Source organism: Silvimonas iriomotensis (assembly GCF_014645535.1).
Classification (GTDB): domain Bacteria; phylum Pseudomonadota; class Gammaproteobacteria; order Burkholderiales; family Chitinibacteraceae; genus Silvimonas; species Silvimonas iriomotensis.
The window spans coordinates 509,843-536,279 of record NZ_BMLX01000002.1 but is presented as its reverse complement, the minus strand read 5'-3'; the positions used below and the strand labels follow the sequence as shown (position 1 = coordinate 536,279).

At 59.5% G+C, this 26,437-nt stretch carries 21 protein-coding genes; all 21 read left to right on the top strand.

The features are described from left to right. Positions 1 to 53 precede the first annotated feature (53 nt). On the top strand, positions 54 to 266 hold the full coding sequence (gene rpsU, locus IEX57_RS08975) for a 30S ribosomal protein S21 (RefSeq protein ID WP_053936257.1): 213 nt from the start codon (positions 54 to 56) through the stop codon (positions 264 to 266). Between the two features lie 111 nt (positions 267 to 377). Beyond that, complete coding sequence (locus IEX57_RS08970) at positions 378 to 818, top strand: GatB/YqeY domain-containing protein (RefSeq protein ID WP_188703937.1); 441 nt, start codon at positions 378 to 380, stop codon at positions 816 to 818. A 72-nt stretch (positions 819 to 890) separates the two neighbouring features. Continuing rightward, positions 891 to 2,855: a DNA primase gene (dnaG, locus tag IEX57_RS08965; RefSeq protein ID WP_188703936.1), complete on the top strand. Its 1,965-nt coding sequence runs from the start codon at positions 891 to 893 to the stop codon at positions 2,853 to 2,855. Positions 2,856 to 3,004: 149 nt separating this feature from the next. Further along, the gene (gene rpoD / locus IEX57_RS08960) at positions 3,005 to 4,957 is read left to right on the top strand and encodes an RNA polymerase sigma factor RpoD (RefSeq protein ID WP_188703934.1); all 1,953 of its coding nucleotides are present in this window, start codon (positions 3,005 to 3,007) and stop codon (positions 4,955 to 4,957) included. Between the two features lie 728 nt (positions 4,958 to 5,685). After that, entirely contained in the window at positions 5,686 to 6,963 is a 1,278-nt protein-coding gene (locus IEX57_RS08955; protein ID WP_188703933.1) for a glycosyltransferase, read from the top strand. A gap of 423 nt (positions 6,964 to 7,386) precedes the next feature. Beyond that, entirely contained in the window at positions 7,387 to 8,559 is a 1,173-nt protein-coding gene (locus tag IEX57_RS08950; protein WP_188703931.1) for an outer membrane beta-barrel protein, read from the top strand. A gap of 371 nt (positions 8,560 to 8,930) precedes the next feature. Continuing rightward, positions 8,931 to 10,466, top strand: coding sequence for an undecaprenyl-phosphate glucose phosphotransferase (locus IEX57_RS08945; RefSeq protein ID WP_229708928.1), 1,536 nt, complete (start codon positions 8,931 to 8,933; stop codon positions 10,464 to 10,466). Further along, entirely contained in the window at positions 10,400 to 11,404 is a 1,005-nt protein-coding gene (locus IEX57_RS08940) for an EpsD family peptidyl-prolyl cis-trans isomerase (RefSeq protein WP_188703928.1), read from the top strand. The genes IEX57_RS08945 and IEX57_RS08940 overlap by 67 nt, the downstream gene beginning before the upstream one ends. Before the next feature lie 44 nt (positions 11,405 to 11,448). Beyond that, on the top strand, positions 11,449 to 12,189 hold the full coding sequence (locus IEX57_RS08935) for a polysaccharide biosynthesis/export family protein (RefSeq protein WP_188703926.1): 741 nt from the start codon (positions 11,449 to 11,451) through the stop codon (positions 12,187 to 12,189). A 22-nt stretch (positions 12,190 to 12,211) separates the two neighbouring features. Next, positions 12,212 to 13,612 carry a chain length determinant protein EpsF gene (gene epsF / locus IEX57_RS08930; RefSeq protein WP_188703925.1) on the top strand — a complete coding sequence of 467 codons (1,401 nt, stop codon included), beginning with the start codon at positions 12,212 to 12,214 and terminating at the stop codon, positions 13,610 to 13,612. Next, entirely contained in the window at positions 13,609 to 14,469 is an 861-nt protein-coding gene (gene epsG, locus IEX57_RS08925; protein ID WP_188703924.1) for a chain length determinant protein tyrosine kinase EpsG, read from the top strand. The genes epsF and epsG overlap by 4 nt, the downstream gene beginning before the upstream one ends. Further along, positions 14,466 to 15,392: an exosortase B gene (xrtB, locus tag IEX57_RS08920; RefSeq protein WP_188703923.1), complete on the top strand. Its 927-nt coding sequence runs from the start codon at positions 14,466 to 14,468 to the stop codon at positions 15,390 to 15,392. Before epsG ends, xrtB begins: the two co-directional genes overlap by 4 nt. Further along, positions 15,389 to 16,084 carry an exosortase-associated protein EpsI, B-type gene (gene epsI, locus IEX57_RS08915; protein WP_188703922.1) on the top strand — a complete coding sequence of 232 codons (696 nt, stop codon included), beginning with the start codon at positions 15,389 to 15,391 and terminating at the stop codon, positions 16,082 to 16,084. Before xrtB ends, epsI begins: the two co-directional genes overlap by 4 nt. Continuing rightward, complete coding sequence (locus tag IEX57_RS08910; protein ID WP_188703921.1) at positions 16,081 to 17,382, top strand: O-antigen ligase family protein; 1,302 nt, start codon at positions 16,081 to 16,083, stop codon at positions 17,380 to 17,382. The genes epsI and IEX57_RS08910 overlap by 4 nt, the downstream gene beginning before the upstream one ends. A gap of 173 nt (positions 17,383 to 17,555) precedes the next feature. Further along, the gene (locus IEX57_RS08905; protein ID WP_188703920.1) at positions 17,556 to 18,710 is read left to right on the top strand and encodes an acyltransferase family protein; all 1,155 of its coding nucleotides are present in this window, start codon (positions 17,556 to 17,558) and stop codon (positions 18,708 to 18,710) included. Then, positions 18,707 to 19,618 carry a glycosyltransferase family 2 protein gene (locus IEX57_RS08900; RefSeq protein WP_188703919.1) on the top strand — a complete coding sequence of 304 codons (912 nt, stop codon included), beginning with the start codon at positions 18,707 to 18,709 and terminating at the stop codon, positions 19,616 to 19,618. Before IEX57_RS08905 ends, IEX57_RS08900 begins: the two co-directional genes overlap by 4 nt. Beyond that, on the top strand, positions 19,615 to 20,670 hold the full coding sequence (locus IEX57_RS08895; protein WP_188703918.1) for an acyltransferase family protein: 1,056 nt from the start codon (positions 19,615 to 19,617) through the stop codon (positions 20,668 to 20,670). Before IEX57_RS08900 ends, IEX57_RS08895 begins: the two co-directional genes overlap by 4 nt. An 83-nt stretch (positions 20,671 to 20,753) precedes the next feature. Next, positions 20,754 to 22,244 carry a lipopolysaccharide biosynthesis protein gene (locus IEX57_RS08890; RefSeq protein WP_188703917.1) on the top strand — a complete coding sequence of 497 codons (1,491 nt, stop codon included), beginning with the start codon at positions 20,754 to 20,756 and terminating at the stop codon, positions 22,242 to 22,244. Further along, positions 22,231 to 24,165, top strand: coding sequence for a heparinase II/III family protein (locus IEX57_RS08885; protein ID WP_188703916.1), 1,935 nt, complete (start codon positions 22,231 to 22,233; stop codon positions 24,163 to 24,165). The genes IEX57_RS08890 and IEX57_RS08885 overlap by 14 nt, the downstream gene beginning before the upstream one ends. 19 nt (positions 24,166 to 24,184) lie before the next feature. Continuing rightward, positions 24,185 to 25,453 (top strand): glycosyltransferase, encoded by a 1,269-nt coding sequence (locus tag IEX57_RS08880; RefSeq protein ID WP_188703915.1) that lies wholly within the window; start codon positions 24,185 to 24,187, stop codon positions 25,451 to 25,453. Positions 25,454 to 25,490: 37 nt separating this feature from the next. Next, positions 25,491 to 26,396 carry a glycosyltransferase family 2 protein gene (locus IEX57_RS08875; protein WP_188703914.1) on the top strand — a complete coding sequence of 302 codons (906 nt, stop codon included), beginning with the start codon at positions 25,491 to 25,493 and terminating at the stop codon, positions 26,394 to 26,396. Positions 26,397 to 26,437: the final 41 nt, after the last annotated feature.

Sequence of the window (26,437 nt, the reverse complement as noted above, 5' to 3'; positions counted from 1 at the left end):
AATCGCCAGCTTTCTTCCGGGCAATAGCCCTAAACAAACAGGATTTCTGCTCGATGCCTTCTGTACGCGTTAAAGAGAACGAGCCGTTTGAAGTCGCAATGCGTCGCTTCAAGCGCTCTGTCGAAAAGACCGGTCTGCTGACCGAACTGCGCTCCCGTGAATTTTACGAGAAGCCGACTGCTGAGCGTAAGCGCAAGCTTGCCGCTGCTGTGAAGCGCCACTACAAGCGCCTGCGCAGCCAGCAACTGCCCCCGAAGCTGTACTAAGCCGGGTCGCAATCGAATATTGAGAGGCCGCACACGTGCGGCCTTTCCGTCTTTGTGTCGTTCGCGGCGACATCTGTCAGTCCGACACCTTCAGTTCATAAAGGAAACACCATGAGCCTCAAGGCACGTATTACCGAAGACATGAAGACGGCGATGAAAGAGAAGCAGACGGAGCGTCTTGGCACGATCCGCCTGTTGCTGGCTGCCATGAAGCAGCGCGAAGTGGATGAGCGCATCGAACTGGATGACGCCGCCATTGCCGCTATCATCGAAAAGATGCTCAAGCAGCGCAAAGACAGCATCTCACAATACGAAGCCGCCCAGCGCCAGGATCTGGCCGACAAGGAAAAAGCCGAAGTCGTCGTGCTGACCGAATATCTGCCTGCACGCATGTCGGATGAAGAAGTCGCCGCCGTCGTGAACGCCGCGATTGCCACCCATGGCAAAACCCCGGCGTCCATGGGCAAGATCATGGCAGACCTGAAGGCACAGCTTGCCGGCAAGGCCGATATGGCCGAGGTCAGCAAGCTCGTCAAGGCTGGCATGCAATAAGGCAAGGCAGGGCACCGGCGTCGATCAAATTCCGCTTTTGATGGCGCTTCAGTGCCCTTGTCTGGCACGCCGATGGCCCGTATTCCAGAGTCGTTCATTCAGGATCTGCTCAACCGCGTTGACGTTGTCGACGTGGTCGAGCGCTATCTGCCGCTGAAAAAAGCCGGCCAGAATTACTCTGCCTGCTGCCCGTTCCATAAAGAAAAATCGCCCTCGTTCACGGTGAGCCCGACCAAGCAGTTTTATCACTGCTTTGGCTGTGGTGCGCACGGTTCGGCGGTGAACTTTGTCATGGAATACGAAGGGCTGTCGTTTCCGGAGGCCGTACGCAAGCTGGCCGAATCGGTCGGCCTGCAAGTGCCGCAGGAAGCGGCGGCCATCGAGCCCAAGGGTGAGCCTGGTATTTATGACGTGCTCAAGACGGCGAGTGATTATTACCGCCAGCAACTCAAGAGCGCGCCCCAGGCCATTGCGTATCTGAAAGGACGCGGGCTGGATGGCAAGACAGCGGCGCATTTCGGCCTGGGTTACGCCCCGGCCGGGCAGGCGCTCAAGCAGGTTTTTGAAGACTACGACTGGAACAAGTTGCTGGCCGACGCCGGTTTGATCGGTGAGGACGAAGAGAATCATCGCCGTTACGACCGCTTTCGCGACCGGGTGATGTTTCCCATCCTGAACCAGCGTGGCTCCGTGATCGGCTTTGGTGGCCGGGTGATGGGTGATGCCAAGCCCAAGTACCTCAATAGTCCGGAAACGCCGGTTTTTGAGAAAGGCCGCGAGCTTTACGGGCTGACGCAGGCGCGCGCCGCCATCCGGGCCAATGGCCGGGTGCTGGTGGTTGAAGGTTACATGGACGTCGTGATGCTGGCGCAACACGGCGTGGAGTATGCGGTGGCGACACTGGGTACGGCGTGTACGCCGCATCACGTGCAAAAGCTGCTCAAGCTGGCTGACGAAGTGGTGTTCTGTTTTGACGGTGACAAAGCCGGCCGCAATGCGGCATGGCGGGCGCTGGAAAACAGTCTGGAATATCTGGTGGACGGCAAGCGCCTGGCGTTTCTGTTTTTGCCGGAAGAACACGATCCGGACAGCTATGTGCAGGAATTCGGACGCGAGCGTTTTGAAGAAGTTGTGACCCAGGATGCTGTACCGCTGGCGCAATTTCTGCTTCGTGAACTTTCCGCACAAGTAGAACTGGACACTGAAGAAGGGCGTGCCAAACTGGTTCATCTGGCCAAGCCTTTGCTGGCCAAAGTGCACGCGCCGGCCTATGCGCTCATGGTGAAAAAACGCCTTGCGCAATTATGCCAACTGGAACTCTCGGAACTTGAACCCATATTGAGTACAGGGCAGGGTGGTAGCGGTGGTGCGCAGCAACAGCAGCACGACCACCATTATCCGCCGCAGTCCGGTTACGCACCCATGCCGCAAGATGAGGGCTGGCAGCCGGTGCAAAGCTATGAAAATGCGGGCGATGCCCCGCAGTATGGTGGCGGGCAACCGCGTTTCAAGCGGCGCCAGGATGGGGCCTGGAAGGGTAAGCGTAAAGGCTCGAAATGGCGCAATGATGACGATGAGCGCCCGTTCTTGCCGCCACGCGTGCAGCCGGACATGGTGCAAGGGTTGTTGCAGCTGGTGTTGTACGAGCCGGCCCTGGCAACGGGTGTCGAGCCGGTATGGCTGGGCTGGCCGGACAATGGTGACGATCTGTTGCTTGATGTCCTCAAGTCGGCCCGCCAGCATGGCGCCCGCATGAACTCCTCGCAATTGCTGGAGTTGTGGCGGGAATCAGAGCACTACACGCGGCTGGCCGGGCTGGCCGCAAAAGGCACTGAAAAGTTTGACCGCTGGCCGCCGGAAGAACGCCAGTCGGAGTTTGTGAATTCGCTGGCAGCGGCCGGGCAAAGTCTGGTGCGCGCGGCTACACTGAACCGAAAGGCAGAACTGGAACACAGGCAGGCCCATGGCGGGCTCTCCGATGCTGAAAGGCAGGAATACATGATGCTGTTGATCCAGTCTCGCTCCTCGGCTAACTGACATGTTGTGCATATACCATTGCGCAATAAGCCCAGTCTGAAATGTTCAGATTGGAACAATTGGAAAATGAATCTTCTGAACCCATGTGGATCAGAGGGTTATCTGATATAATCCTCGGTTTTTCCGAATCTTTCTGAGTCTCACGAGTCATGGCGGCAGAACACGAATTCGATAAAGAAGACACCGAACGCACCGATTTCCGCGCAAACGGACGGGAAAGCGACGATGAACCCCTTGATCCTGAAGCCCGAAAGGCCAAGTTCAAGTCCCTGATCGTGCTCGGTAAAGAGCGCGGTTATCTTACATACGCTGAAATTAACGACCACTTGCCTGAAGACATGCTCGATGCCGAGCAGATCGAGGGCGTGATCAGCATGATCAGCAACATGGGCATTCAGGTCTATGACGAGGCACCCGATGCCGAAGACCTGCTGATGTCCGATGCCACGCCGGCCGTTGCGGACGACGACGCAGTGGAAGAAGCCGAAGCGGCACTTTCCTCCGTCGACTCCGAATTCGGTCGCACTACCGACCCCGTGCGGATGTACATGCGCGAAATGGGGACGGTGGAACTTCTGACCCGCGAAGGCGAAATTGAAATCGCCAAGCGGATCGAAGATGGCCTCAAGCACATGATCCAGGCGATTTCGGCCTGCCCGACCACCATCACCCAGATTCTGGAGCTGGTGGACAAGGGCCTGAACGACGAAATCCGCATCGACGACATCATCGACGGCTTTATCGACCCCAACGCGGTTGAGGAAGAAGAGCAGCCGCCGGTTGAAGTGGCCGAAGAAGAAGAGCTGGAAGACGACGAAGAGACCGAGGAAGGCGAAGAAGGTGAAGATGGCGCAGCCATCTCCAGCGCCAACCTGGAACTCCTCAAGGAACAAGCGCGCGAGCGCTTTGAGCTGGTGCGTGCTGCTTATGCCCGCATGGTGGCGTCCTTGCAGAAAGACGGCGTGCAAAGCAAGGGTTACCTGGAAGCGCAACAAGTCATCTCTGATGAATTCCAGAACATCCGCTTCTCTGCCCGTCAGGTCGAAGCCCTCTGTGACCATCTGCGGACCATGGTTGATGAAATTCGCGGTTTCGAGCGCGAAATCATGGACCTGTGTACCCAGAAGGTGCGCATGCCGCGCGAGCACTTCATCAAGACATTCCCGGGTCGCGAAACCGATCTGGAATGGGTGATTGAAGAGCTGTCTTCCGGCCAGGCATATGCCGAAGTGCTGGAGCGCTATCAGCACGCCATCATGGAAAAGCAGGGCAAGCTCAAGGAATTGCAAGAACTGGCCATGCTGCCGATCAAGGAGCTCAAGGAAATCAACCGTCAGATGTCGACGGGTGAAGCCAAGGCTCGCCGCGCCAAGCGCGAAATGATCGAAGCCAACCTGCGTCTGGTGATCTCGATTGCCAAGAAGTACACCAACCGTGGCCTGCAGTTCCTCGATCTGATCCAGGAAGGCAACATCGGCCTGATGAAGGCCGTGGACAAGTTCGAATACCGTCGCGGTTACAAGTTCTCCACGTATGCAACGTGGTGGATCCGTCAGGCCATTACGCGTTCTATCGCGGATCAGGCGCGCACCATCCGGATTCCGGTTCACATGATCGAAACGATCAACAAGATGAACCGTATCCAGCGCCAGATCCTGCAGGAAACCGGTCTGGAGCCGACGCCGGAAGAACTGGCCGGCCGCATGGAAATGCCGGAAGACAAGATTCGCAAGATTCTGAAGATCGCCAAAGAGCCGATCTCCATGGAAACCCCGATCGGTGATGATGATGATTCGCACCTCGGTGATTTCATTGAAGACTCGGTAACCGTGGCGCCGGCAGAAGCTGCGGTCTACGCCGGCCTGCGTGAAGCCACGCGTGAAGTGCTCGACACCCTGACCCCGCGTGAAGCCAAAGTGCTGCGCATGCGTTTCGGTATCGACATGAGCACGGACCACACGCTGGAAGAAGTGGGCAAGCAGTTCGACGTGACCCGTGAACGGATTCGTCAGATCGAAGCCAAGGCACTCAGAAAGCTGCGTCACCCGACCCGTTCGGAACGCCTGAAGAGTTTCCTTGAAAGTGTGAGCAACGAGCCGTAATATCACGCCTCCCGGTCGGGTCACTGACCGGGAGTTTGTTTGATAGAGGGCCTCTAGCTCATGCCTGGTTAGAGCAGCGGACTTGAAGGATGGCGCTCCTGCGGCCCACAAGGTACGGAGCGCATCGCATGGGTTGCCTTGGGGCAAGTTAACTCTGCCCCCTGGTAGAACTGCTCAAATTCGGGGAAGCCTCTGGTGTTGCCGGATCGCACCGTGGTAATCCCGAGCGAAGCCTGTCGCGATGCAAGCGGCGGGAACGTGTAGAGACTGTACGGGCAGGTCGTAAAGACAAGAGACAGTCCAGACCACAAACCCGAAAGGGGCGGCGAAAGCCGTAGCTGGTAAGCATAATCCGTTGGTGCCGGGTTCGACTCCCGGGGGGCCCACCAGAATCTTCGTCATGTCACGCATGACCACAAAAACCCCGCACAGGTGCAGACCTGGCGGGGTTTTTTCATACGCGCCGCGCCCTGGCGGCGAGTTGCCTTTTTGTTGCCTGGCTGGAAAGCGCGGCCAGCCCGGTCGCGGTCAGGAGGCCGGTTTCCGCTGCCACACAAGCGCAGTTGATCTTTGCCGTGTGATCGGCCGGTTTTGTGTTGCACCGCACACATGCATTGCCTGTACTAAATTCTGACTGTATCTTTCTATTTGTATTCATTTATAGAAAGCGTTGAGACCGATTCTGAATAGCGAATCAGTATTGCGCCTACAGACAGGAAAGCCCCTCAGTGACCGTCCCGGATCTTGTCCGCCACGATGGCGCCCCTTTGGCCGTGCTGGTGTGCGAAGCCTTGCCCCGCTCTGGCGAAAACGGCCCCGGCAGCTACAACATGACCGTCTTGCGGGCGGTGGCCGCGCTGGGCTACCGGCTGCATCTCATCGTGACCGGCCTGAACGTGGCGGGGGAGCGGGTGGAGCCTGAGCTGCCTTGCACCGTGAGCTATCTGCACGCTCGCCCGGTGGGGCGCTGGCTGTTGCCATTGTCGCTGAGTGCCGCAGCGCGCTGGCTCAAGAACCGGCTGGGCTTGAAGGTGCGCAAGGGGGCGGCAGACAAGGTGGCGTGGATTGGCCGCTTTTTGTCAGAGGCTGAAGTGGTACGCATTGGTCAGAGCTTGCCGCCAGTGCCGGTGGATTTGCTGCTGATCGATACCATTTTCCGGGCCGACGCGCTGCGCGCCATTCCGCAAGCGCGCAACAAGGTGCTGATTGCCCACGATGTCTTTCATCAGCGGTGCGCGTCGTTCCGGGCCAATGGCTTTATGCCGCGCCCGGCGGTCGAGGCCGACCTGGAGGCGCAACGGGTTGCCACGTTTGATGCCATCATCGCCATCAACCCGCACGATGCGACGGAGCTGGCCGCCATGGCGCCCGCTGCCGGTGTGCGCACCATTTTGCCGGTCGTGGCCAATGCCGGGCGGGTGCAGTTGCAATCGGGCGCGCATGAGCGCGAGCCGCACCGTATTTTCTATCTGGGTTCAAAGGCATATCACAACGTCGATGGCCTGCGCTGGTTTCTGGAGCACGTCTGGCCAGTGGTGCGCGCCAATGTGCCTGATGCGCACATGGACGTCGCCGGTGGTGTATGTGGCGAGTTCAGCGGTGATCAACCCGGGGTGACCCTGCATGGCCGCGTGGAGGACCTGTCTGTGATCACCCGGCACTGCAGCTTTGCCGTGAACCCGGTGCTGATGGGGAGCGGCATCAAGATCAAGATGGTCGATTACTTCTGTCTGGGGCTGGGCTGCATCACCACAGGAAATGGCGCTGCCGGCTTTCCGGAGCAACCCCCGCCACCGTTTGACGTGGCCGAAGGCAAGGCCGATTTCGCCGCATCCGTGGTCGGTGCCATGCAACAGCCGGACCATGCCGCTTTGCTGCGCGAGCGGACCATTGCCTACACCCCGCATTTTTCTCACGAAGCTGCGGTAGCCAGACTGCGTGAACTGCTGGTGTCAGCTGTCGCCACGCCCGCACCGGCACCCGCCACGGCGGCTGCCCGTCCCTAGCGTATTTCCTGCTCCATTTTGCCGCTGCAGTGTGCTCTGTTCACGCTGCATGCGCCTGCCAGTCAGAAAGATTAAGGCTTGCCTGGGCTTTCTCTTGTTTGTGTGCTGTGGGATACACCCAAGAGGTGAGTTGCGCTCGTGTTTTTTTGGGTGGCCATACAAGTGACTGAAATCACGATATTTTCTGCTGAAACTGTACCGGTTTTTCATAAAACGATCAGATTTCATGGTTATCTTTTTCAGCAAGCACCCAGCCCGGTTTAAATAATCAATAATTATTTGAAAGGTTGTGGTAAAAAATTATAAAGAAGCAAAGTTGTGCCCGGCGCACCCGGACAGGTGGGTGTGCGCCGGTTGGGGAGGTAAGGCTGCACCCGCAGGAGCACGGCTGCAGACCACATACAAGCTGCCAGGAGATCTGAAATGAAAACAAGACTGAAGTTGCTGCCGCTGGGTTCTGTACTGGCCTCGGCTCTGTGCGCGGCTGCTTATGATCCCACTGACTCGCTCAGCACGTATGCGCAGCTGGGCTACATGTACGACAGCAACGTTTTTCGCCTGAGCGACTCGCAGGACCCCGAGCAGGCGGTGGGCAAGGATCACCGCGGCGATTCCATCATTACCCCGCAAGTGGGCGGTCATATTGCTGCCAACGTATCACGCCAGCAGTTCACGCTGGACGCCAACGTTTATGCCCCGCGCTATATGTCGTTCAGTGATCTGAACTACGTCGGCTGGAACAACAACTTGGGCTGGAACGGCGATATTGGTCATAGCTGGTTTGGCTCAGCCAGTTTCAATGACCAGAAGGTGCTGTCGGACTTTGGCGATGTGCTGCTGAACCAGGAAGACCTGATGCGCACGCTTACCGGCAGCGCAGAGGCTGGCTACAAGATCAACAGTAGTGTCGCGCTGGTGGTGGATGCCAGCCGGGCCCGGGTTCGCCATAGCGAGGAAACCTCGCTGGATCTGTACAACACGCAGTACGGTGGCAAGGTGCAATACACCACAGACCGCGGCGGTGTGTTCTCGATCGGCGAGACCTATCAAACGGTGGATTACTCAGACCAGACCTTCAACGGCTTCACCGTGAACCAGGACTATACCCAACGGATCACGCAGCTGACCGCGTTTTATCCGTTTGATCCCCGTTTTGACATTGGCGGCAGTTACGGTTACGTGAAGATCCACACGGATACCACAGATCAGTCTGACTGGCAGGCCAACGCCAAGCTGAACTGGCATGCCACTGATCGCACCAAGATTTCTTTCAGCTATTCGCATGCACTTAATGCACCGGGCAGTACTTACGGTGAGTCGATCAAATCGCACTACCAGCTGGGCGGCGAGTGGAAGGCCACAGAAAAGATCGTGACCAATGCCTCCCTGACGTATGACAAGTACCACTATCCAGCCGCTTTGAACGTTGCGGAGTACAACGACAACGTCAAAACCGTCTATCTCGGGGCTACCTGGAAGCCTCGTTCCTCCGTGAATACCACCTTCTACGCCACCTGGGCCAACCGTGATTCCAACGTCGAAGTACGCACTTACGACGACTGGCAACTTGGCGCAACAGTCCAGATACTTTTTTAAGTTAGCTTAAGTCACCTTTAAGGTTGTAAGAAATAAACTAACAGCCGTGGAAAGTAAATCACTTGTTTTTTGACTGAAGCAGATGTAAAAAGCTTTCTGGAAGTTTCTTGTTGCGTCGCACAACGGATGGTCCTGAATGAAAGGCGTGCCTATGAAAGCCTTATTCCTTCAGGGTTGTAGGACTAACAATGACAACGACCCGCTTGCATGGTGACGGTTTGACCACCGTAGCGATGGATGCGCCGTGACAGGCTCCTGATGGGGGCCTGTTCACACTGGTATTCGGGATCTATCAGCATTTGCTGACATTGCTTCGATTGTGTGTAAGCAATGTGGATTGGTTCAAACCCCCTGGACACGGAGTTGAAGCCATGGAACGACTTGTCAATCGCACGCCCAACGTAGAGCAAATGGCGCAACCGCTAACCCATGGCGGCGGTGGCAACCTGCTGCATTTTTCCGCCCGGGAGATCGACGCCCCGGCGGTCGGCATGCTGAATGACCGGTTTGAAGAGTTTTCCAAGGCGGCGCCGATTGCCAGCCTGTTCAAGCTGGTGATCGACCCGGTCATGGTGGTGGCCACCTTGCTGGTGCTGGCCCGTGCTTTTGATCTGGCTTATGACGGCTACGTCATCATCCTGGCGGTCATCGCCTTTTTGCTGTCGGCGCTGATTCTGGAAGGCACCTTCCTGTTTGTGCCGGGTTACTCCCGGCCGTTGCTGGGCATGGCGCGCTTTACCACGGGCTGGGCACTGATTTGCGCGCTGGTAATCATGATTGGCTGGGCGACCCACTGGTCGGTGTATTACGACCAGAACTTTGTGCTGGCGTGGATGCTGCTGGCGCCGGTCAGCCTCGTGGCAACGCACTGGCTGATCCGGGTGGGCTTCTTGTTCAAGGAAGGCCGCGCCCAGGCCAATGCCGCAACCCGCAAGGTAGTGGTGATCGGCGCCAACAAGATGGGCCGGGCACTGGCCCGCCGTATCCAGCACAGCGCGCTGCAGAACATGACCTTTCTGGGGTTTTTTGATGATCGCGGGCTGGATCGGCTGGAAGGTGTGAAAGAAGAGGAAATGCTGGGCGGGCTGGATCAGTTGCCGGCGTTCATCCGCAACAATGATGTGCACGAGTTGTATATCTCTTTGCCCATGACCAAGCAGCCGCGCGTCATGCAGATGCTGGACGAAATGCACGACAGCACGGTGTCGATCTTCTTTGTGCTGGATTTCTCTGTCTTTGACCTGATCCAGGCGCGTTTTGAACTGGCTGCCGGCATGCCGGTGGTGGCGGTGTGCGAAAGCCCGTTCCTGGGGCTGCGTGGTCTGGCCAAACGTTTTTCGGACATCGTGCTGGCCACGTTGATCCTGTTGTTGATCTGGCCGGTGATGCTGGCCGTGGCGATCGCCGTCAAGCTCACTTCCAAGGGTCCGGTGTTCTTTACCCAGCAACGTTACGGCGCGGATGGCGAGCGCATTACCGTCTACAAATTCCGTTCCATGAAAGTGCATTCGGAAAATGCCGGCACGGTCACGCAGGCCACCCGCAATGATCCGCGCCTGACACCTATTGGCGGTTTTTTGCGCCGCACCTCGCTGGATGAATTGCCGCAATTCATTAATGTGCTGGAAGGAAAAATGAGTATTGTCGGGCCGCGTCCGCACGCCAATGCGCATAACGAGATGTATCGCAAGCTGATCAAGGGTTACATGATGCGTTACAAGGTCAAGCCGGGTATTACCGGCTGGGCCCAGGTGAATGGCTATCGTGGTGAGACCGAAACACTGGAAAAAATGCAGAAGCGTATTGAATACGATCTGGATTATTTGCGTAACTGGTCATTGTGGCTGGATATAAAAATCATTCTGGCTACGGTCATGATGATTATCCGCGACAAAAACGCGTATTAGAAAAATACGCACTTGATGAGGGGTCTGGGGGATATATGAACAAGCGGTTTGGTTTCAGTTTTATGCTGGCAATGGCGGCTGCTGCTGCCTTGTCGGGATGTAAAAATGATACGCAGGCGCCACCCAGCCAGGTGCTCGCCCGGGTCAATGGGGATGAAATTACCGTTAACCAGCTCAATTACGTGCTGGCCTCACAAAAATCGGTCGATGACCAGACCAAGCAACGCGCGCTGGACAGCCTTGTGACCCAGGACGTGCTGGTGCAAAAAGCGGTGGAAGCCAAGCTTGATCGCGATCCGCGCGTGCTCTCCAGCATCGAGTTCTCCCGCCGGCAGATTCTGGCCCAGGCCATGCTGGCCAAAGAAGTGGGTGCTGCCCCGCAGATTACCGATGACGATGTGCAGAAATTCTATTCGCAGCGGCCGGAGCTGTTTGAAAAACGCAATGTTTACAAGCTGGTTTCTTATCTGGTTCCTTCTGCGGCAGTGACCGATGCGCTGAAAAAACAGCTTGATGCTGTTCATTCTGTCGCGGACATGCATGCACTCCTGGGGGGGGCGGGGGTGACGTTCAAGGAATCGCAAGAACGCGCGGCGCCGGAAAAGATGCCGGAACAATTGCTGAAGATGATCTCGCCACTCAAAACGGGTGATGTGGCGGTGATGGTGCAGAACGATCAGGCCATATTGTTGCTGGTCGATAGCGTCGAGCCGGCCCCGATTTCGCTGAAAGACGCTACCCCTGCCATTGAGGCTTATTTGCGTCAGGAACGCGCTGCAAAAATGGCGCAGCAGAAAATTGAATCTTTAAAGAAAGCGGCAAAGGTGGAATACGTGCAGCAATTTGCAGCTGCAACGCCGCAGGCCGCCCCGGCTGCCGAAAAAGAAACACCGGCAAATGACAATGACCATATCAAATCAGGGATGGGTCTTAAATGAAAAAACTGATTACATTTTTCGCACTCTGCATGCTGGCTGTTGCAATGCAGGTTAAAGCCGCTGATGCCGGCGAATATCGCCTGGGCACGGGTGATGTATTGAAGATTTCGGTTTATGACCACCCTGAGCTGGAAAAAGAAATCCAGGTCAGTCAGGAAGGCACCATTACCTATCCCATGATTGGTACGGTATCGGTCAAGGGTAAAACCTTTTCTGAAGCCGAAGCGCTGATTGCCAAAAAACTGGTGGATGGCGATTTCATCAAGAAGCCCAACGTCAATATTCTGGTTTCGCAATACAAGAGCCAGATGGTTTCGGTGGTTGGTGAAGTCAATCACCCGGGACGTTTCCCGCTGGATTCTTCCATCAATGTGGTGGATCTGCTGGCCCTGGCCGGCGGGATTTCCCCCAATGGTGGCGACAAGGTGTTCCTGGTGCGTGACAACCAGCGCACCGAAATCATGCTGCCGCGCCTTGTGACCGGCGGGGATGGCGCAACGGCGCTGGAAACCCGGCTCAAGAACGGCGACGTGATCTACGTGCCGCGCATGGCCATGGTGTACGTCTACGGCGACGTCAATCGCGCTGGTGGTTTCCGTCTTGAGCAGAACATGTCGGTGATGCAGGCCTTGTCGCTGGCCGGTGGTTATACCACGCGCGCCTCGCACTCCAGCCTGGTGCTGACACGCACCACTGCAGACGGCAAGGTCACCCGCAAAGATGCCAAGCCTGATGATCTCTTGCAGGAAAACGACGTCGTTTTCGTGCCTGAAAGCATTTTCTGAGTGTCATTGAAGGGAGAGAGCGATGACGATCGGACAACTTTTACAGATTCTCAAAGCGCGCAAGCGGCTGGTCTTGCTGGTGCTCTTTGTGATGGTCGCAATGATGGTGGCCATTGTGATGTTCTTCCCGCCGCGCTACGCAGCGGAAGCCATCCTGACCATTGACGTGGGGTCGATCGACCCGGTCAGCGGCCAGGTCGATGCCCAGACCAGCGCGCCGGGTTATCTGTCCACGCAGGCCAAGATCATTGAAAGCCACAACACGGCGATCAAGGTGGTCCATGCCCTCAAGCTGGGTGAGGACAGAGAGGTGCAACAGTCGTACATGGATGCCACGCAAGGCAAGGGCACGCTGGATGACTGGCTGGCCGACCAGCTGCTGCAACACGTCAAGGCGACGGTAGCGCGTGACGGCAACATCATCACCATCAAGTACACCTCGCCAGATCCGCGTTTCTCCTCCCTGGTGGCCAACGGCTTTGCAGCGGCGTACGTGCAAATGGTGACCGATCTGCATTCGGGCACGGAACAACAGAACAATGCGTTCTTCCAGTCGCAGCTCAAGACCTTGCAGGCCAATCTGGCGACGGCGCAGCAAAAACTGGCGTTGTTCCAGCAAAAGAACGGGATTATCGCCACTGACGAAAAGCTGGATGTGGAATCGCAACGCCTGACCGAGTTGTCTGCGCAGATGGTAGCGGCCCAGGCCCAGGCGCTGGACGCCCAGGCCAAAGCCCGTGGTCACAACAACCAGCCGGACGTGATCAATAATCCGCTGGTGCAGAACCTGAGAGGGCAGGTGGCCCAACTGGAGGCCAAGTTCAAGGAGCTGGCCGCCAAGGAAGGCAGCAACAACCCGGCTTATCAGCAGTCTCTGGCTGAATTGAACGAAGCCAAGGCGCAACTGGCCCAGGCCATGGCCACCTATAGCCAGGGCTTGTCGAACAGTGCCAGCAACGCCAGTTCGCGCTTTGCCAACCAGCAAAAGGAAATGGAAACACAGCGGGACAAACTGCTGCAGATGAAGACGCAGCGCGCCCAGTCGCAAATTCTGGAGCGTGAAGTGGAAAGCGCACAGAACGCCTTTGACACTGCCCTGCGTCGTCAGACCGAGACCTCGCTGCAATCGCGTGTCACCCGTGGCGATACCGGCATGCTCAAGTCTGCGCCAGAACCGCTGGGCCCGTCGTTCCCGCGTCCGGAACTTCTGATTCCGCTGGGTGTGATCCTGGGCTTGCTGTTCGGCGGCGCGCTGGCGGTGATCGTCGAGCTGTCCAACCGTCGCCTGCGCTCTGTGGTGGATGTCGAGCTGCTGCTCAATCTGCCGGTGCTGGCCACCATCAATCCCAAGCACGGCAAGGTCGCACTCTTGCCGCAGCGCAGTACAGCCAAACTCACGCTCAATCACGGAGCAGGCTCATGAAAAACGAACTTATCGTCGCCGAAGCCGCGGATCAGTCTGCGCGCATTGGCCAGATTCTTCTCAGTGACGGCAAGCTGACCCAGGCCCAGGTTGACCAGATTACCGAAGTGCAGATGGAGACCGGCATGCGCTTTGGCGAAGCCGCCATCAAGCTGGGCCATGTGACCGATGAAGACATCCGCCGTGCCGTGGCCCGCCAGTTTGATTATTCCTGGCTGGATGCGCGTGACGGTGCCTATGACGCGTCGCTGGTAGCTGCCTACAAGCCGTTCTCCCGCGAGGTGGAGCAGCTGCGTAACTTGCGCAGCCAGTTGGTGTTGCGTGAAGACGCCGTGGCAGAGCGCTGTTTTGTCGTGGCCAGCGTGGATGACGAATCGGCCTCCAGCTGGGTGGCTGCCAACCTGGCTGTGGTGTTTGCCCAGTTGGGCGAGCGCACCTTGCTGATCGACGCCAATCTGCGTACGCCGCACCTGCAAAAACTGTTCCGTTTGGGGACGGGCCATGGTCTGGCCGACATCCTGGCGGGGCGCTCGGGTAACGAGTGCATCCAGCATCTGGGGCAACTGGGCGATTTGTCGGTGCTGACTTCTGGCACCGTGCCGCCCAACCCGCAGGAGCTTTTGAGCCGGCAAGCGTTTCGTGGTCTGTTGCAAGAGGCCCGTCCACACAATGACGTGATCATCATCGACAGCCCGCCGCTGACCGATGGTGCGGATGTGCAGCTGCTGGCGGCCCGCGCCGGCGCGGCAGTGCTGGTTGCGCGCCGGCACAAGTCGTCCGTGCGCACCATGTTGCAACTGCGCGATGAGTTGCTGGTGACCGGTGCCACGGTCCTCGGCGTGGTCATGCTCAATTGAGCACCTTGCGAGACACCAGCGAAACCCCGCACAAGGCCAGCCTTATGGATCGCATTCCGGTTACTCCGCAATTTGCCCTGCCGGGTCTGTTCAACGGACGCCGACTGGCTGTGCTGGCATTTACCAGTGCACTGCTGCCTACGCTCTACACGCTGATGAACACCCTGTGGGCCACGCCGGATCAGGAACATGGTCCGATCATCTTGTTGCTGGTGCTGTGGTTGTTCTGGCGCAAGCGTGGCGCGCTGGCGGCCCTGCCAGACCGGACTGTCGGGCTGGGCTGGGTGGCGGTGGCGGGGTTTGCGCTCTGTTACGGGCTTGGGCGTTCGCAAGGGATCTACTTCCTGGAAACCGGCTCGTTCATCTTGCTGGTGGCCGGCTGGCTGTTGCTGGAAAAAGGCTGGGCGAGCCTGCGGCTGATGTGGTTTCCGCTGTTTTTCATGCTCTACCTGTTGCCGTTGCCGGGCCCGGTGGTCGATGCCATCACCAGCGGGCTGAAAGAGTCGGTGTCGCACGTGGCCGAGGCCGTGTTGTATTGGGCCGGTTACCCGATCGCCCGCAACGGCGTGGTGCTCAACATCGGCCAGTACCAGTTGCTGGTGGCTGACGCGTGTTCGGGTCTGAACTCCATGTTCAGCCTGTCGGCGCTGGGCTTTCTGTTTGTGCATATCACGCAGCCGCCGCACTGGTGGCAGCGGGTGATCATCATTCTTGCACTGTTGCCGATTGCGTTCGTGGCCAACGTGGTCCGGGTCATGGCGCTGGTATTGCTGACTTACTACCGCGGTGACGCGGCCGGGCAAGGTTTCATGCATACCGCCGCCGGGCTGACCGTGTTTGTGGTGGCGCTGGTGCTGGTGGGCATTCTGGGTGAAATCCTGATGCGTCTGGGACGTCACTCGCCCAAAAGGAGTCTGCAATGACGCTGGCTTTGCCCACATTGCAATGGCGCCCGGTGGTGCTGGCTGTGCTGATCGCCGCCGGCCCGGTGCTGGCCTTTACCTTCACGCCGCATCATCTGATGGCGGACAGCCGCCAGAACGTTGATCTGGAAAGCGCCTTGCCCAAGCGCATTGGCGAATGGCAACTGACGCCCGGCGGCGACAAGGCAGTGATTTCGCCCGACGTGCAGGCCGTGCTGGACAAGTTTTATTCGCAGACGCTGTCGCGGATTTACGTGAACCCGCAAGGCTATGCGCTGATGTTGTCGATTGCCTATGGCAAGCAGCAAACCGACTCTTTGCGTCTGCATAACCCGGAAGTCTGCTACTCGGCGCAGGGCTTTGCGCTGTCCGACCGGGCCAATGCCACCGTGCTTAATCCGTCCGGGCCGTTGCCGGTCAAGCGCGTGCTGGCCCAGGCCGGCCCGCGGATCGAGCCGATCACCTACTGGATCACGGTGGGCGATATCGTCGCCAATGAAACCACGCATCGCAAATGGCTGCAGATTGAATACGGCCTGCAAGGCCAGATTCCGGATGGCGTGCTGGTGCGTGTCTCCAGCATTGATGCCGATAGCGGCCGCGCCTATGCCATGCAGGATTCGTTTATCCACGCCATGAACCAGTCGCTGACGCCGGACGCACTGCGCATGATGATGGGGCAACGGTCATGAGCGCCATCCGGCAAATGCGCCCGCAGCCTTCGCTGGCGTTCCGTGAGGAACAGGCCAGACCCAAGCCGGACAGGGCCTGGAAGCGGTTTCGCAATTACTGGTTGCTGGCCAACGGCTTCATGATGGTCAACCTCAGTACCTTGCTGGGCATCGGCGGGTTGAACTCGATCGAGCGTTTCCTGTTCTTGCTGGCCGGCATTGCCTATTTGCGTACCCGCAAAGTGGACTGGATCAATCTGTCGCTGTTCGGCGGCATTGTCGGTGTGACCTGGGTATTTGGCCTGTTTACCGACTTTCCGGACTTCTCCTGGTTCCGTTACGCCCAGGCCATCATCTCGTTCTTCGCCGTGATGTCCTTCATGTGCGCCTGGCCAACCCAGCGCGAGCGCAAGCTGATGCTGTGGACGCTGACCGTATTGCCGATCGGCATGGTGGTTCTCGGCGGCGTGTACCAACTGGGCGGGATTGGCTCGGTGCTGGCGCACGACTACACCGGCGTAACCCGCTTGCAGGGGAACTCGATTCCGGCGTTTCTGGCCGCCGCCGGGTTTGCCGGCAGTGTGGCCGCGGCGTTCCTGACCACCGGGTTTGATCGCCGCTGCATTGTGCTTACCGGGATCAACCTGGCGATCACCATTCTGACCGCCACCCGCATGCCTTCGGCGGCTGCCCTGATTGCAGTCAGCGTCATTCTGTTTACCGGCCTGCGTTCCGGTGTGTGGCGGCTGATTCTGGTGGTCTACGGCGTCGCCGTGCTGGCTGGCTTCTTTGCCTTGTTTGGCCAGCAATTGATTACCCGGCTTGAGGATGGGGGCACCAGCGGGCGCGAACTGATGTGGAACGCATTGCTGGCGGCGCTGGATCACTACTCCTGGACAGGCGTGGGCTTTGGTCACCATGGCTTGTTGATCCCGGAGCGGGTGTCGCACTTTACCGGCACGGTGGCGGCCCACAACGAATATCTGCGCATGGCGGTTGAGCTGGGTTATGTCGGCGCCGGGCTGTTCCTGGCGCTGTTCCTGGCCATCTTCGGCCGCCTGCTGCTGGACCCGCGCAATGGCAACCGGCTGGCGTTCTTCGTCACCGTGGCCATGTACATGATGGATTCGTATTCCGACAACACGATCACGGCCACAAGCTGCTTCATGATCCTGGTTGCCGGTCTGTGCGGGGTGGCGCTGGCCGACCCGATCCGCAAGAAAAAACACGACACCCCCGTTGCCATGACCGGCTGGGCCGGACCACATGCCTTGAACGGCAACCCGCGAGTGCGTGCTGCGCGCCGGGTTCCGGGCTGAGTACGTACGGGTGGAGTAGTTCCTGGCCCGCCGGGAGGCGGGGCCAGCACAAAAAACAACGAGGACAAATCAGGCCACGAGCCCGGTTTGTCCGGATCGACTGACTGAACCTGGGAGAACCCTGACCATGCAACCGTCCAGCTACGTTTGCGCTTTGGCCACCGGAGGCATGCATGAGTGCCTTTGACAGCCAGTTGATGCCTGCATCGACCGGCCAGAGCCAGCAGGCAGCCAGCGCCGCCGCGACGCCGGTCCCTGCCGATATCTCGGTGCGTTTTGCCCTGTTGCGCTTTCCGCTCATCGTGGCCGTGGTGTACATCCACAGCTTTGTCACCACGGTCGGTTTGTCGTCGTTTCGCATCGGCAATATGTACTCGTCGCCTACCTCCTGGATGGTGCGTGAGTTTTTCTCGCAGGAATTGTGCCGTCTGGCCGTGCCGGGCTTTTTCCTGATCTCCGGCTACATGTTTTTCTGGAATTTCCAGGGCTCGCTCCAGGGCTATGCCACACGCCTCAAGAAGCGTGTCCCGACGCTGCTGGTGCCCTACATCTTGTGGAACCTGCTGGTGATTGGCCTGTATGCCGCTTTGCAAAGCGTGCCGGCGGCCAGCGGGTTTATCTCCGGACAGAACGTGCCGGTGGCGCAGTTTGATGCCATGGACTGGCTCAACGCCTTTATCGGCTGGCGCGGCTATCCGGCGGCTTACCAGTTCTGGTTTATCCGTGACCTGATGATCATGGTGCTGCTCTCGCTGCCGCTGTACTGGCTGTTGCGCTATGCCAGCCATGTGGTGATGGCGCTGATGCTGGCGGCCTGGTTTTTGCAGCTGTTGCCGGGGATTCCACCGTTTGATGAACCCCCGCTGTTTTTTGTCGCCGGTGCCTACATTGCCTACCACCGCATCGGCCTTGCCGGGCTGGACCGCCTGGGCCCGTGGCTGAGCGCGCTGACGCTGGCGCTGGCCTGCGTGTCGACTGCCAATGAGGTGAATAACCTGGGGCTGGGCGCCGTACCACACCAGCTGATGATCCTCTCCGGCCTGGCCAGCATTTACTGGCTGGTCGGGCACATTCGGGCGCAGTCGGCCTTGTTCAAGGGCCTGATGTGGGGCGCGGGTGCCAGCTTCTTTGTGTTTGCTGCCCATGAGCCGCTGATGATGGGCGTGCGCAAGTTGATCTATTACGTGGTGCGGCCGGACGCCGACGGTGCGCTGCTGCTGTATTTCCTGATTCCGCCGCTGGTGATCGGCATTTGCCTTGTCGTGTGGAGTGCCATGCGGGTGGTGATGCCGCGCGTACTGGCGGTACTGACCGGAGGCCGAGCATGACCCCCATTCCCGCTGTGATCCGGACTGCAGAAGAAGCCGCGCTTGATTTTGTGCTGCTGACCACCTGCGACTATCAAGGCGGTCGCCGCGACGAGCTGGAACGGCTGATCGAGAGCGTGAAAAAGAGCGTGGCCGAACACGGTCTGCGGGTGCGCCATTACCTGCTGCTGCAACGCTGCCAGGAGACCGACCCCGCGCCGGAAGTGCCGGCGTATACCGAACTGATGCGCGTGGGTCGCCAGGTATCGCTCTCCGCCGCGCGTAATCTGATGTTGCGCAAAGTGCATGCTGACGGCGTGCTCGCGCAGGCCCGCACCGTGTGTTTTCCCGATGATGATGCCTGGTATCCGGACGGTACGCTCAGCGCCATTGCCACGCTGTTTGCCCGCGATGCGCAACTGGGCGTGATCATTTGCCGTTACGCGTCCAGCCCGGTCACCATCAAGGAATGCCCCGGCGGCCTGGCGCTGGCCCGGCGGCCTGGCTCCAAAGCGTTTGTGGTCAACGCGTCATCCAACACGCTGTTTGTGCGGGCGTCGGTAGTCGAACACGTGCGCTATTTTGATGAGCGGCTTGGTGTCGGTGCCGCGCTCAATGGTGGCGAAGACCTGGATTTCGCCCTGCGGGCACGGGCCTGGGCCAAGGGGCACGCCTTGTGGCTGGATGCCCCGCTGGTCGGACATCGCGACAAGAACCGTACGCTGCGGGCCCGCTACTTTACCGGCAGCCTGTATGCCATTGCCCGTTCCTCGGGCGATCCGGGTGTTGCGGTGCAGGCTTTGCGCAAGATTGCGGTGGGCCTTTATATGGTGGTGACCGGCGACTTTGCGCCGCGCGACTGGCTGCATTCGGTGCGCGTGGGCCTGCAAGGTCGCAGCCAGCCAGAGCCGGAGGTCAGCAGTCAATGACCCAGGAATCTGCATCCGCCATGTACCCCGGCCAGATCCTGGCCAATGCCCCGGGCCGTGAAGCCGCCAGCACGCGCTGGCCGGATATCGAGCGGGGTAAAGGGCTGGCGATCATTCTGGTGGTGCTGGGGCACTTGCTGCGCTACGACACGCTGTCAGAGCCGGCATGGTACGAGTGGGTCAAGCACACCATCTACTACTTTCACATGCCGTTCTTTATGTACCTGAGCGGTTTTGTGTTCTTCCTGACCGGCGCGCAGACCACCTGGGGCCATGCGTTCGGCCAGTATCTGAAGCGCCGGGCCAACCGCTTGCTGCTGCCCTTTGTGCTGTTTGCCGTGCTGATCATTACCGGCAAATACCTGGCCGGCTTTTACATGTATGTGCAAGACCGCCCGGAGGGGTACTGGGCCGGCTACTACCACCTGTTCTTCCAGACAGAAGACAGCCCGGCATTGTCGGTCTGGTATGTGCTGGTGCTGTTTGTGTATTCGCTGATCACGCCGCTGCTTTGGCGCGTGTCTGGCGGGCGCATTGTGTTGCTGGTGGCGCTGGCGGCCTTGCTGCACTTCGTGCCGCTGACAGATGACCTGTATCTGGATCGCATCTGCCGCTTCTTTGTGTTCTTTCTGTTTGGTGGCGCCATGGCGCTGCACCGCGCGCAATGGCTAGCCTGGCTGGACCGCCTGACCTGGCTTGCGCTGGGGCTGTTTGTGGCAGCGGCGGTCAGCATGAACGACGGCCCGTACACCATGTTTGTGGTCGGTGGCCTGTCCCTGTTTGCCCTGCATGGCCTTGTGCGGTTGCCGTTCCTGAGCCAGGACAAGCTGCTGTACTTCTTTGGCCGTAACTCCATGGTGATCTACCTCTTCAACACGATCTTCATCGGCGTGGCCAAAGGGGTGTTCATCAAGTTCTTTCCCTACACCGGCAACTGGATGTTCGTGCTGCTGCTGGTGACGTTCTGCGCCGGGCTGTTGCTACCCGTGCTGCTCAAACAAGTGATAGACCGCTTTGAGGTGCTCAAGCCGGTCTCCCGCATCATTGCCTGAGCCTGGGGTATCGCCATGTGCCAATGTGTTGAATCCGTTCATGATCACGCCGCCCTCGCGGCCCTCAGGCAAGGGGCCCGCGCATGAGCAGCCAGGTAGATGGCGGTGTCGCCGTGCTGGGCAAAGAGAGCGTTGCCGGCAAAGTACGTTCCGGTCTGATGTGGTCGGCCATCCGGAACTGGGGCGGCCGGCTGGTGGGCTTTGTCATTTATTTCCAGCTGGTGCGCTTGCTGGAACCGGCCTCTATTGGTGCGTTTGCCGCTGCCTTTGCCGTTTTCTCTTTCCTGGAGCTGTTTGTCGACCAGGGTCTGGGTGACGCGATCGTCCAGCGGCCGGATGTCACCCAGGGCCAGCTCAATACGGTGTTTCTGGTCAATTTCCTGCTGTCGCTGGTCGTCGTCGCGTGCATCTGGCTGCTGGCGCCGCTGATCGAGCACGCCATGAAAATCCCGGGGCTGGTTTCGATCTTGCAGATCGGCAGCCTTTCCTTGCTGATCAATGCGCTGGGTTTTTGCCAGCTGGCATTGTTCCGGCGTGACTTTCAGTTCAAGCGCCTGGCCATGCGCGGGCTGGTGTCCACCATTGCCGGCGGCGTGGCAGGCGTGGTGCTGGCCAGCCTGGGCTTTGGCGTATGGGCGCTGGTTGCGCAGTTGCTGGTGGCGGCGGTCGTCAATCTGGCCATGTTGTGGTGGCGTTCGCGCTGGTATCCCTCACGGCAACTGGACTTCACGGGTCTGGGGCAGATGAGCCGGTTCGGCCTGAACATTCTGGGTGTCCGGGTGATCGAGTTTGGCGCGTACCGGGTGCTGGATCTGGCGGTCGGGTTCTGGATGGGCGTGGTGGCGCTGGGGATGTATTCGGTTGGCTCCAAGCTGTATTACATCTTTGCCCAGTTGCTGGCCTCGGTCTTGCTGGATGTTGCCATGCCGGCGTTCTCGCGCATTGCCGGAGATCGCGTGCGTTTGCGCGAAGCCTATTACCAGGCGGTGTCGCTGACCGTGTTCTTTGCCGTGCCGGTGTGGATTCTGGTGGCGGTGCTCTCGCCGGAAATGTGCCATGTGGCGTTCGGTGCGCGCTGGGCGGGCAGTGAACACATCCTGTTCCCGCTGGCGCTGGTCGGCGCGGTGCTGTCGACCCAGTACTACGACAGCACCATCCTGAATGCCAGCGGCAAGCCCTCGCATTCGCTGATGCTCTCTTCGGTCAAGGCGCTGGCGGTACTGATCAGCATCTGGTTCACCCATCACTATTCCTTGCAGGTGATTGTCCAGGGGTATGTGCTGGCCTTGCTGGTGCCCATGCCACTGAGCTTCTGGCTGACCCGGTCTGCGCTGGGGCTGTCGTTGCCGGCATTGCTTAAACGGATCATGCCGTTTGCGCTGGCGGTGCTGGTGATGGCTGCCGGCGTGGTACTGCTCAAGGAGCCGTGCGCCAGCATGCCGGCCCTGATGGCGTTGTTGTTCAAGGGCAGTGTCGGCGTGTTGTTGTATGTCGCCACGCTCTGGCTGTTTGCCCGTCAGCGCCTGCTGACCGTGCTGTCCACTGTGAGGAGCATGAAACGTGGCGCGGCTTGATCCGGTTTACCGTTGCGTTGTGAATGGCGTGCTGGCGCTGCTGCTGGCACCGGCGCTGGCGCAGGCCGCCGATGACGACCAGGCCGTGCGCGCACGCATGGCAGAGGTCAAGGCCGGCAGCGGACCGTATGCGCCTGCCCGCCAGGCCCAGGAAGACTGGGGCCGTGCCCGCAAACTGATGAGCAGCGATCCCGCCTGGCAAGACTTCCTTAACCAGCGGCGTTATGCGCTCAACGCCTGGATGAAAGACCAGCACGATGACCCGACCCAGCCGGTGGGCTGGGGCCATGACTATGTTGATCTGGCCACGGGGGCCTGGCTGACCTGGACGCCGTCAACGCCCATTCCGCCGGCCACGGGCAACAACCAGAAACAGCGTGCCGCCTGGGTAGCGCTGACGCGCATGTACAACGTCGATCGCATGCTTGATGCCGCGCGCTTTTACAAGCTGAACGGCGATACGCGGTATCGCGACTGGGCGGCGGCGCAAATGGATATCTACGCCCGCAACTATCAGAAGTTCCCGCTGCAAAGCTGGAATGGCCAGTCGCGCATGTTCAGCCAGGCGCTGGATGAATCCGTCCAGATGTTCGCCCTCATTGAGATCGTGCGCTTGTTGCGCGGCGGGGTGGAGCCCTCCCGGATTACCGACTGGCAGAACAATCTGTTTGCACCGATGGTGGATTTGCAACTGCAGTCGCGCCGCCAGGTGCACAACATTTCGGTGTGGGAGGCCGCTGCGGTGACCGCCGCCGGTATGGAATTTGGCAAACAGGACTGGATTGCCGCCGGCACGCAAGGGCCACTGGGCCTGCGCGGGCTGCTGGATGCTGGCGTATCGCCGGATGACTTCTGGTTTGAAGGCACTTTGTCTTATCAGGAATACGTGGTGCAGGCGCTGGTATGCGTCCTGACCGCTGCGTCGGTACGTAATCAGCTCGACGGGTTGAAAGACGTACTCTGGCGCGCCCAGAATCTGATGATCGCCCCGGCACAGCTGACTTTCCGCCCAGGCGTGACCCCGGCGATGAACGACACCCAGCCCAACCGGCCCAGCCCCAACCGTCCCCTGTGGTTGCAATCCTGGCGCGTGTTGCCGACCTGGGTTGCGCTGGCTGACGTTGGCAAAGCCCGTGACTGGAGCACCTTGCTGGATGCCCCCCCGGCCGCCAGCAAGCCCGAAGTCATCCCGGTGGTCAAAACCGCGCATTTTCCAGGGCTGGATGCAGTCCAGCTGGTCAACGGGCAATGGCATGCGCTGCTGGTGTACGGACAGAAATCACGCTCGCACGCGCATCAGGAAGGGCTGAACCTGCAACTGCAATACGGCGACGACTGGATTTTGCGTTCGCCCGGCACGGTGGGTTATGGCTCGCCCTTGCATGCACGCTACTTCCGCCTTGGGCCATCGCATAACGTGCCGCTGGAAGAAGGCGACGGGCAATTGCCGTATCCGGCGGAAGGGCGCTTTGTCAGCCTGACCGACGATACCGCCGCGGCCGCGCAACCCGAATGGCGCAAGGATGCCTCGGCCCAGCGCCAGGTCTCTGTACGCGGTAACGAGCTGACCGACACGGTCGAGATCACCCGCCAGCAGCCCACGCAAGCGCGGCTGGGCATGACCTACAACACCAACTGCCAGGTCAAGGCAGAGGGCACGGCTGGCGACGGCGCCTTGCCGGGCTCCACGGCGTTCTCGTACTGGAAGAACACGGCGGCTTACACCGTGCCGGGCAACTGGTCTGCGGTCTTGCAATGCGGTGCACACAACTATCGCCTCAGCGTATCCGGCACGGCTTTGCAGCGAGTGTTTGTCGGCACAGTGCCCGATTCGGTCAAGCCCTGGACGCGGACCGGTATTTATCTGGAAGGCACCGCGGCCACCGCGCGGTTTGTCACCCGTTTCACCCCTTTGAATTGATACCAGCGAGACACGGTTCATGCGATTGACCATGATTTGCGGCGAACTGCCTTATCCCCCTAACCATGGCGGCACAGCCGACATGTGGCGGCGGGTGTGCGCGCTGAACGCGGCCGGGGTGAAGGTGCGCATTGTGTGCTGGCATCAGGCCGCAGCAGAGGATGCCGAACTGGCCGGGCATGTGGCCAAAGTGCGCGAAGTCGCTGAAAGCGTTGCTGTTTATCCATTTCAGAACAGTGGAAGCAGCAAGATCTGGCGCCTGGCCAGTTTGTCCTCGTTGCCATGGGGCGCCAGCGCCCGCGCGCTGTCAGGCAAGAACTTTGCGGCTTTGCTGGCCAATGAGCGCGCTGCTGCGCCGGATGCCATCTGGCTGGATGGCCTGTTTGGCGGGGACGTGGCGCTCAAGCTCACCCGCGCCTTGAACAAGCCGCTGTTCTACCGCTCGCAAAATATCGAGCATCGTTACATCGGCTATCAATTGGCCAGTGCAAAGGGCATCAAGGCATACCTGCATTGGGGGCTGCGCAACCAGGGCATCCGCCAGTTCGAACTCAAAGTGATGCAGACGGCGCAAGCGTTTTTCGATATTTCGGTCGATGACCTGGCCTGGTGGCAGCAACAAGGATTTCGTCACGGCCACTGGCTGCCGACGCTGGTCGATACCGGCATGACCAACGCGCTGAGCGCACCGCTGACCACGCCGGCCACGTATGACGTGGGCTATCTGGGCAATCTGTTCATGCCCAACAACGTGTTCGGGGTCAGCTGGTTTGTCCGGGAGGTCGTGCCCTTGCTGCTGCGCCAGCGGCCGGAGCTGCGCATTTTCATCGCCGGCAATCGCCCGTGCGCACAGATCCGCGAGTTGCTGGCCGGTACGCCGCACGTTCAGTTGATCGAAAGCCCGGCGGACGCAGTGCCAGTGCTGCGCAGCGCGCGCGTATTGATCAACCCGGTGTTCGCCGGTAGTGGCGTCAACGTGAAATCCGTGGAAATGCTGTTCACCCCGGCCCACCTTGTCAGCACGCCCAAAGGCTTGGCGGGTTTGCCGCAAGCCGTGGTGGATTGCTTTCAGGTGGCAGACCAGCCGCAGCCCTTCGCCGAGTCCATTCTCAAAGCCCTGCAAGCGCCCGCCGCTGAAGCAACCCCGCTGCCGCGGCAACGCGCCCGGCGCCTGTTCATGCCTGCGCGCATTGCCGACATTCTGCCCATTTTGCAGGAGGCCCCCAGCCAGATAACGCACCCTGAGGTGATGTGTGATACGCCGCAGCCCCAGGAAAGCGCGCAGTGACGGATACGTTTATTTCCAGACCAGAGGGATTCTAACAATGTCAGCCCAAGCACCGACCGTCAGCGTCGTGATTCCCAGCTACAAGCGTGCGCATCTGCTGGAGCAGACCTTGCCGACGTATCTGCAGGACCACGTCATTGAGCTGATCCTGGTAGATGACTGCTCGCCGGATAACACCCCGGAAGTGATGGCCCGGCTTATGGCGGCCGACAGTCGTATCCGCTATTTGCGCCAGGATCGTAACCAGGGGCAGATGGCCGCCAAGAATCGCGGCAAAGCCGAGGCCCGCGGTGATTTTGTTTACTTTGGCGATGACGACTCTGTGTTGTTACCGGGCGCAATCGGCGCGCTGCTGGAAACCCTGCGCCAGCACCCCGGCAGCGTTGCCGGTGCGGCATCGGTTTACATGAACCACAACGAAACTTCAGCGGTGGCTGCCGCAGCGCGGCGGCGCAAGGTGCAAACCCCGCTGGAAGTGGTCGATCTGCGCCATCTGCGTTTTCGCTTCGACTGTGTGGCTGATCGCCTGCTGGAAATTGCGGTGTGCCCTAACTGCTTCATGGTTGAAACCAGTCAGGCCCGCAAGCAGGACTTTGACAGTGTCTACAAGGGCAACGCCTATCGCGAGGAAACCGATTTCCTGCTGCGCGTGCGGGCGCAGGGCGCCCCCATGATTCTGGATACCCGCGCAGTACAAGTGAACCTGCCGGCCCGAATGTCTACCGGTGGCTCCCGCAAGGGTTTCTGGCGTACCGAGTACTACGTCATGGCCAATTCCTTGCTGATGCTCAAGCGCAACCGGCAAATCCTGCGGGAACTGGCCCCCGGTTTTTCTGGCGCCACCGCCATGACCTCATTGCTGGGCGAGCGGATCGGCGGGGTGATCCGGCGCAATCGCCAGCGGGGCAGAAAACTCTGGAGGATGCTCAGCGCCCGTGCCTGAGCGTCTTCACGACCATTTCATCATTTCAAAAAGAGGTACAG

What these genes read in the sequence shown, in the direction of transcription:
- rpoD (WP_188703934.1), top strand. Translation starts at nt 3,005, where the DNA reads ATGGCGGCAGAACACGAATTCGATAAAGAAGACACCGAACGCACCGAT.
- epsI (WP_188703922.1), top strand. Translation starts at nt 15,389, where the DNA reads ATGACGCTGGCTTTGCCCACATTGCAATGGCGCCCGGTGGTGCTGGCT.
- IEX57_RS08905 (WP_188703920.1), top strand. Translation starts at nt 17,556, where the DNA reads ATGAGTGCCTTTGACAGCCAGTTGATGCCTGCATCGACCGGCCAGAGC.
- epsG (WP_188703924.1), top strand. Translation starts at nt 13,609, where the DNA reads ATGAAAAACGAACTTATCGTCGCCGAAGCCGCGGATCAGTCTGCGCGC.
- IEX57_RS08895 (WP_188703918.1), top strand. Translation starts at nt 19,615, where the DNA reads ATGACCCAGGAATCTGCATCCGCCATGTACCCCGGCCAGATCCTGGCC.
- IEX57_RS08880 (WP_188703915.1), top strand. Translation starts at nt 24,185, where the DNA reads ATGCGATTGACCATGATTTGCGGCGAACTGCCTTATCCCCCTAACCAT.
- IEX57_RS08875 (WP_188703914.1), top strand. Translation starts at nt 25,491, where the DNA reads ATGTCAGCCCAAGCACCGACCGTCAGCGTCGTGATTCCCAGCTACAAG.
- IEX57_RS08970 (WP_188703937.1), top strand. Translation starts at nt 378, where the DNA reads ATGAGCCTCAAGGCACGTATTACCGAAGACATGAAGACGGCGATGAAA.
- dnaG (WP_188703936.1), top strand. Translation starts at nt 891, where the DNA reads ATGGCCCGTATTCCAGAGTCGTTCATTCAGGATCTGCTCAACCGCGTT.
- IEX57_RS08950 (WP_188703931.1), top strand. Translation starts at nt 7,387, where the DNA reads ATGAAAACAAGACTGAAGTTGCTGCCGCTGGGTTCTGTACTGGCCTCG.
- rpsU (WP_053936257.1), top strand. Translation starts at nt 54, where the DNA reads ATGCCTTCTGTACGCGTTAAAGAGAACGAGCCGTTTGAAGTCGCAATG.
- IEX57_RS08935 (WP_188703926.1), top strand. Translation starts at nt 11,449, where the DNA reads ATGCAGGTTAAAGCCGCTGATGCCGGCGAATATCGCCTGGGCACGGGT.
- IEX57_RS08900 (WP_188703919.1), top strand. Translation starts at nt 18,707, where the DNA reads ATGACCCCCATTCCCGCTGTGATCCGGACTGCAGAAGAAGCCGCGCTT.
- IEX57_RS08890 (WP_188703917.1), top strand. Translation starts at nt 20,754, where the DNA reads ATGAGCAGCCAGGTAGATGGCGGTGTCGCCGTGCTGGGCAAAGAGAGC.
- IEX57_RS08910 (WP_188703921.1), top strand. Translation starts at nt 16,081, where the DNA reads ATGAGCGCCATCCGGCAAATGCGCCCGCAGCCTTCGCTGGCGTTCCGT.
- epsF (WP_188703925.1), top strand. Translation starts at nt 12,212, where the DNA reads ATGACGATCGGACAACTTTTACAGATTCTCAAAGCGCGCAAGCGGCTG.
- IEX57_RS08945 (WP_229708928.1), top strand. Translation starts at nt 8,931, where the DNA reads ATGGAACGACTTGTCAATCGCACGCCCAACGTAGAGCAAATGGCGCAA.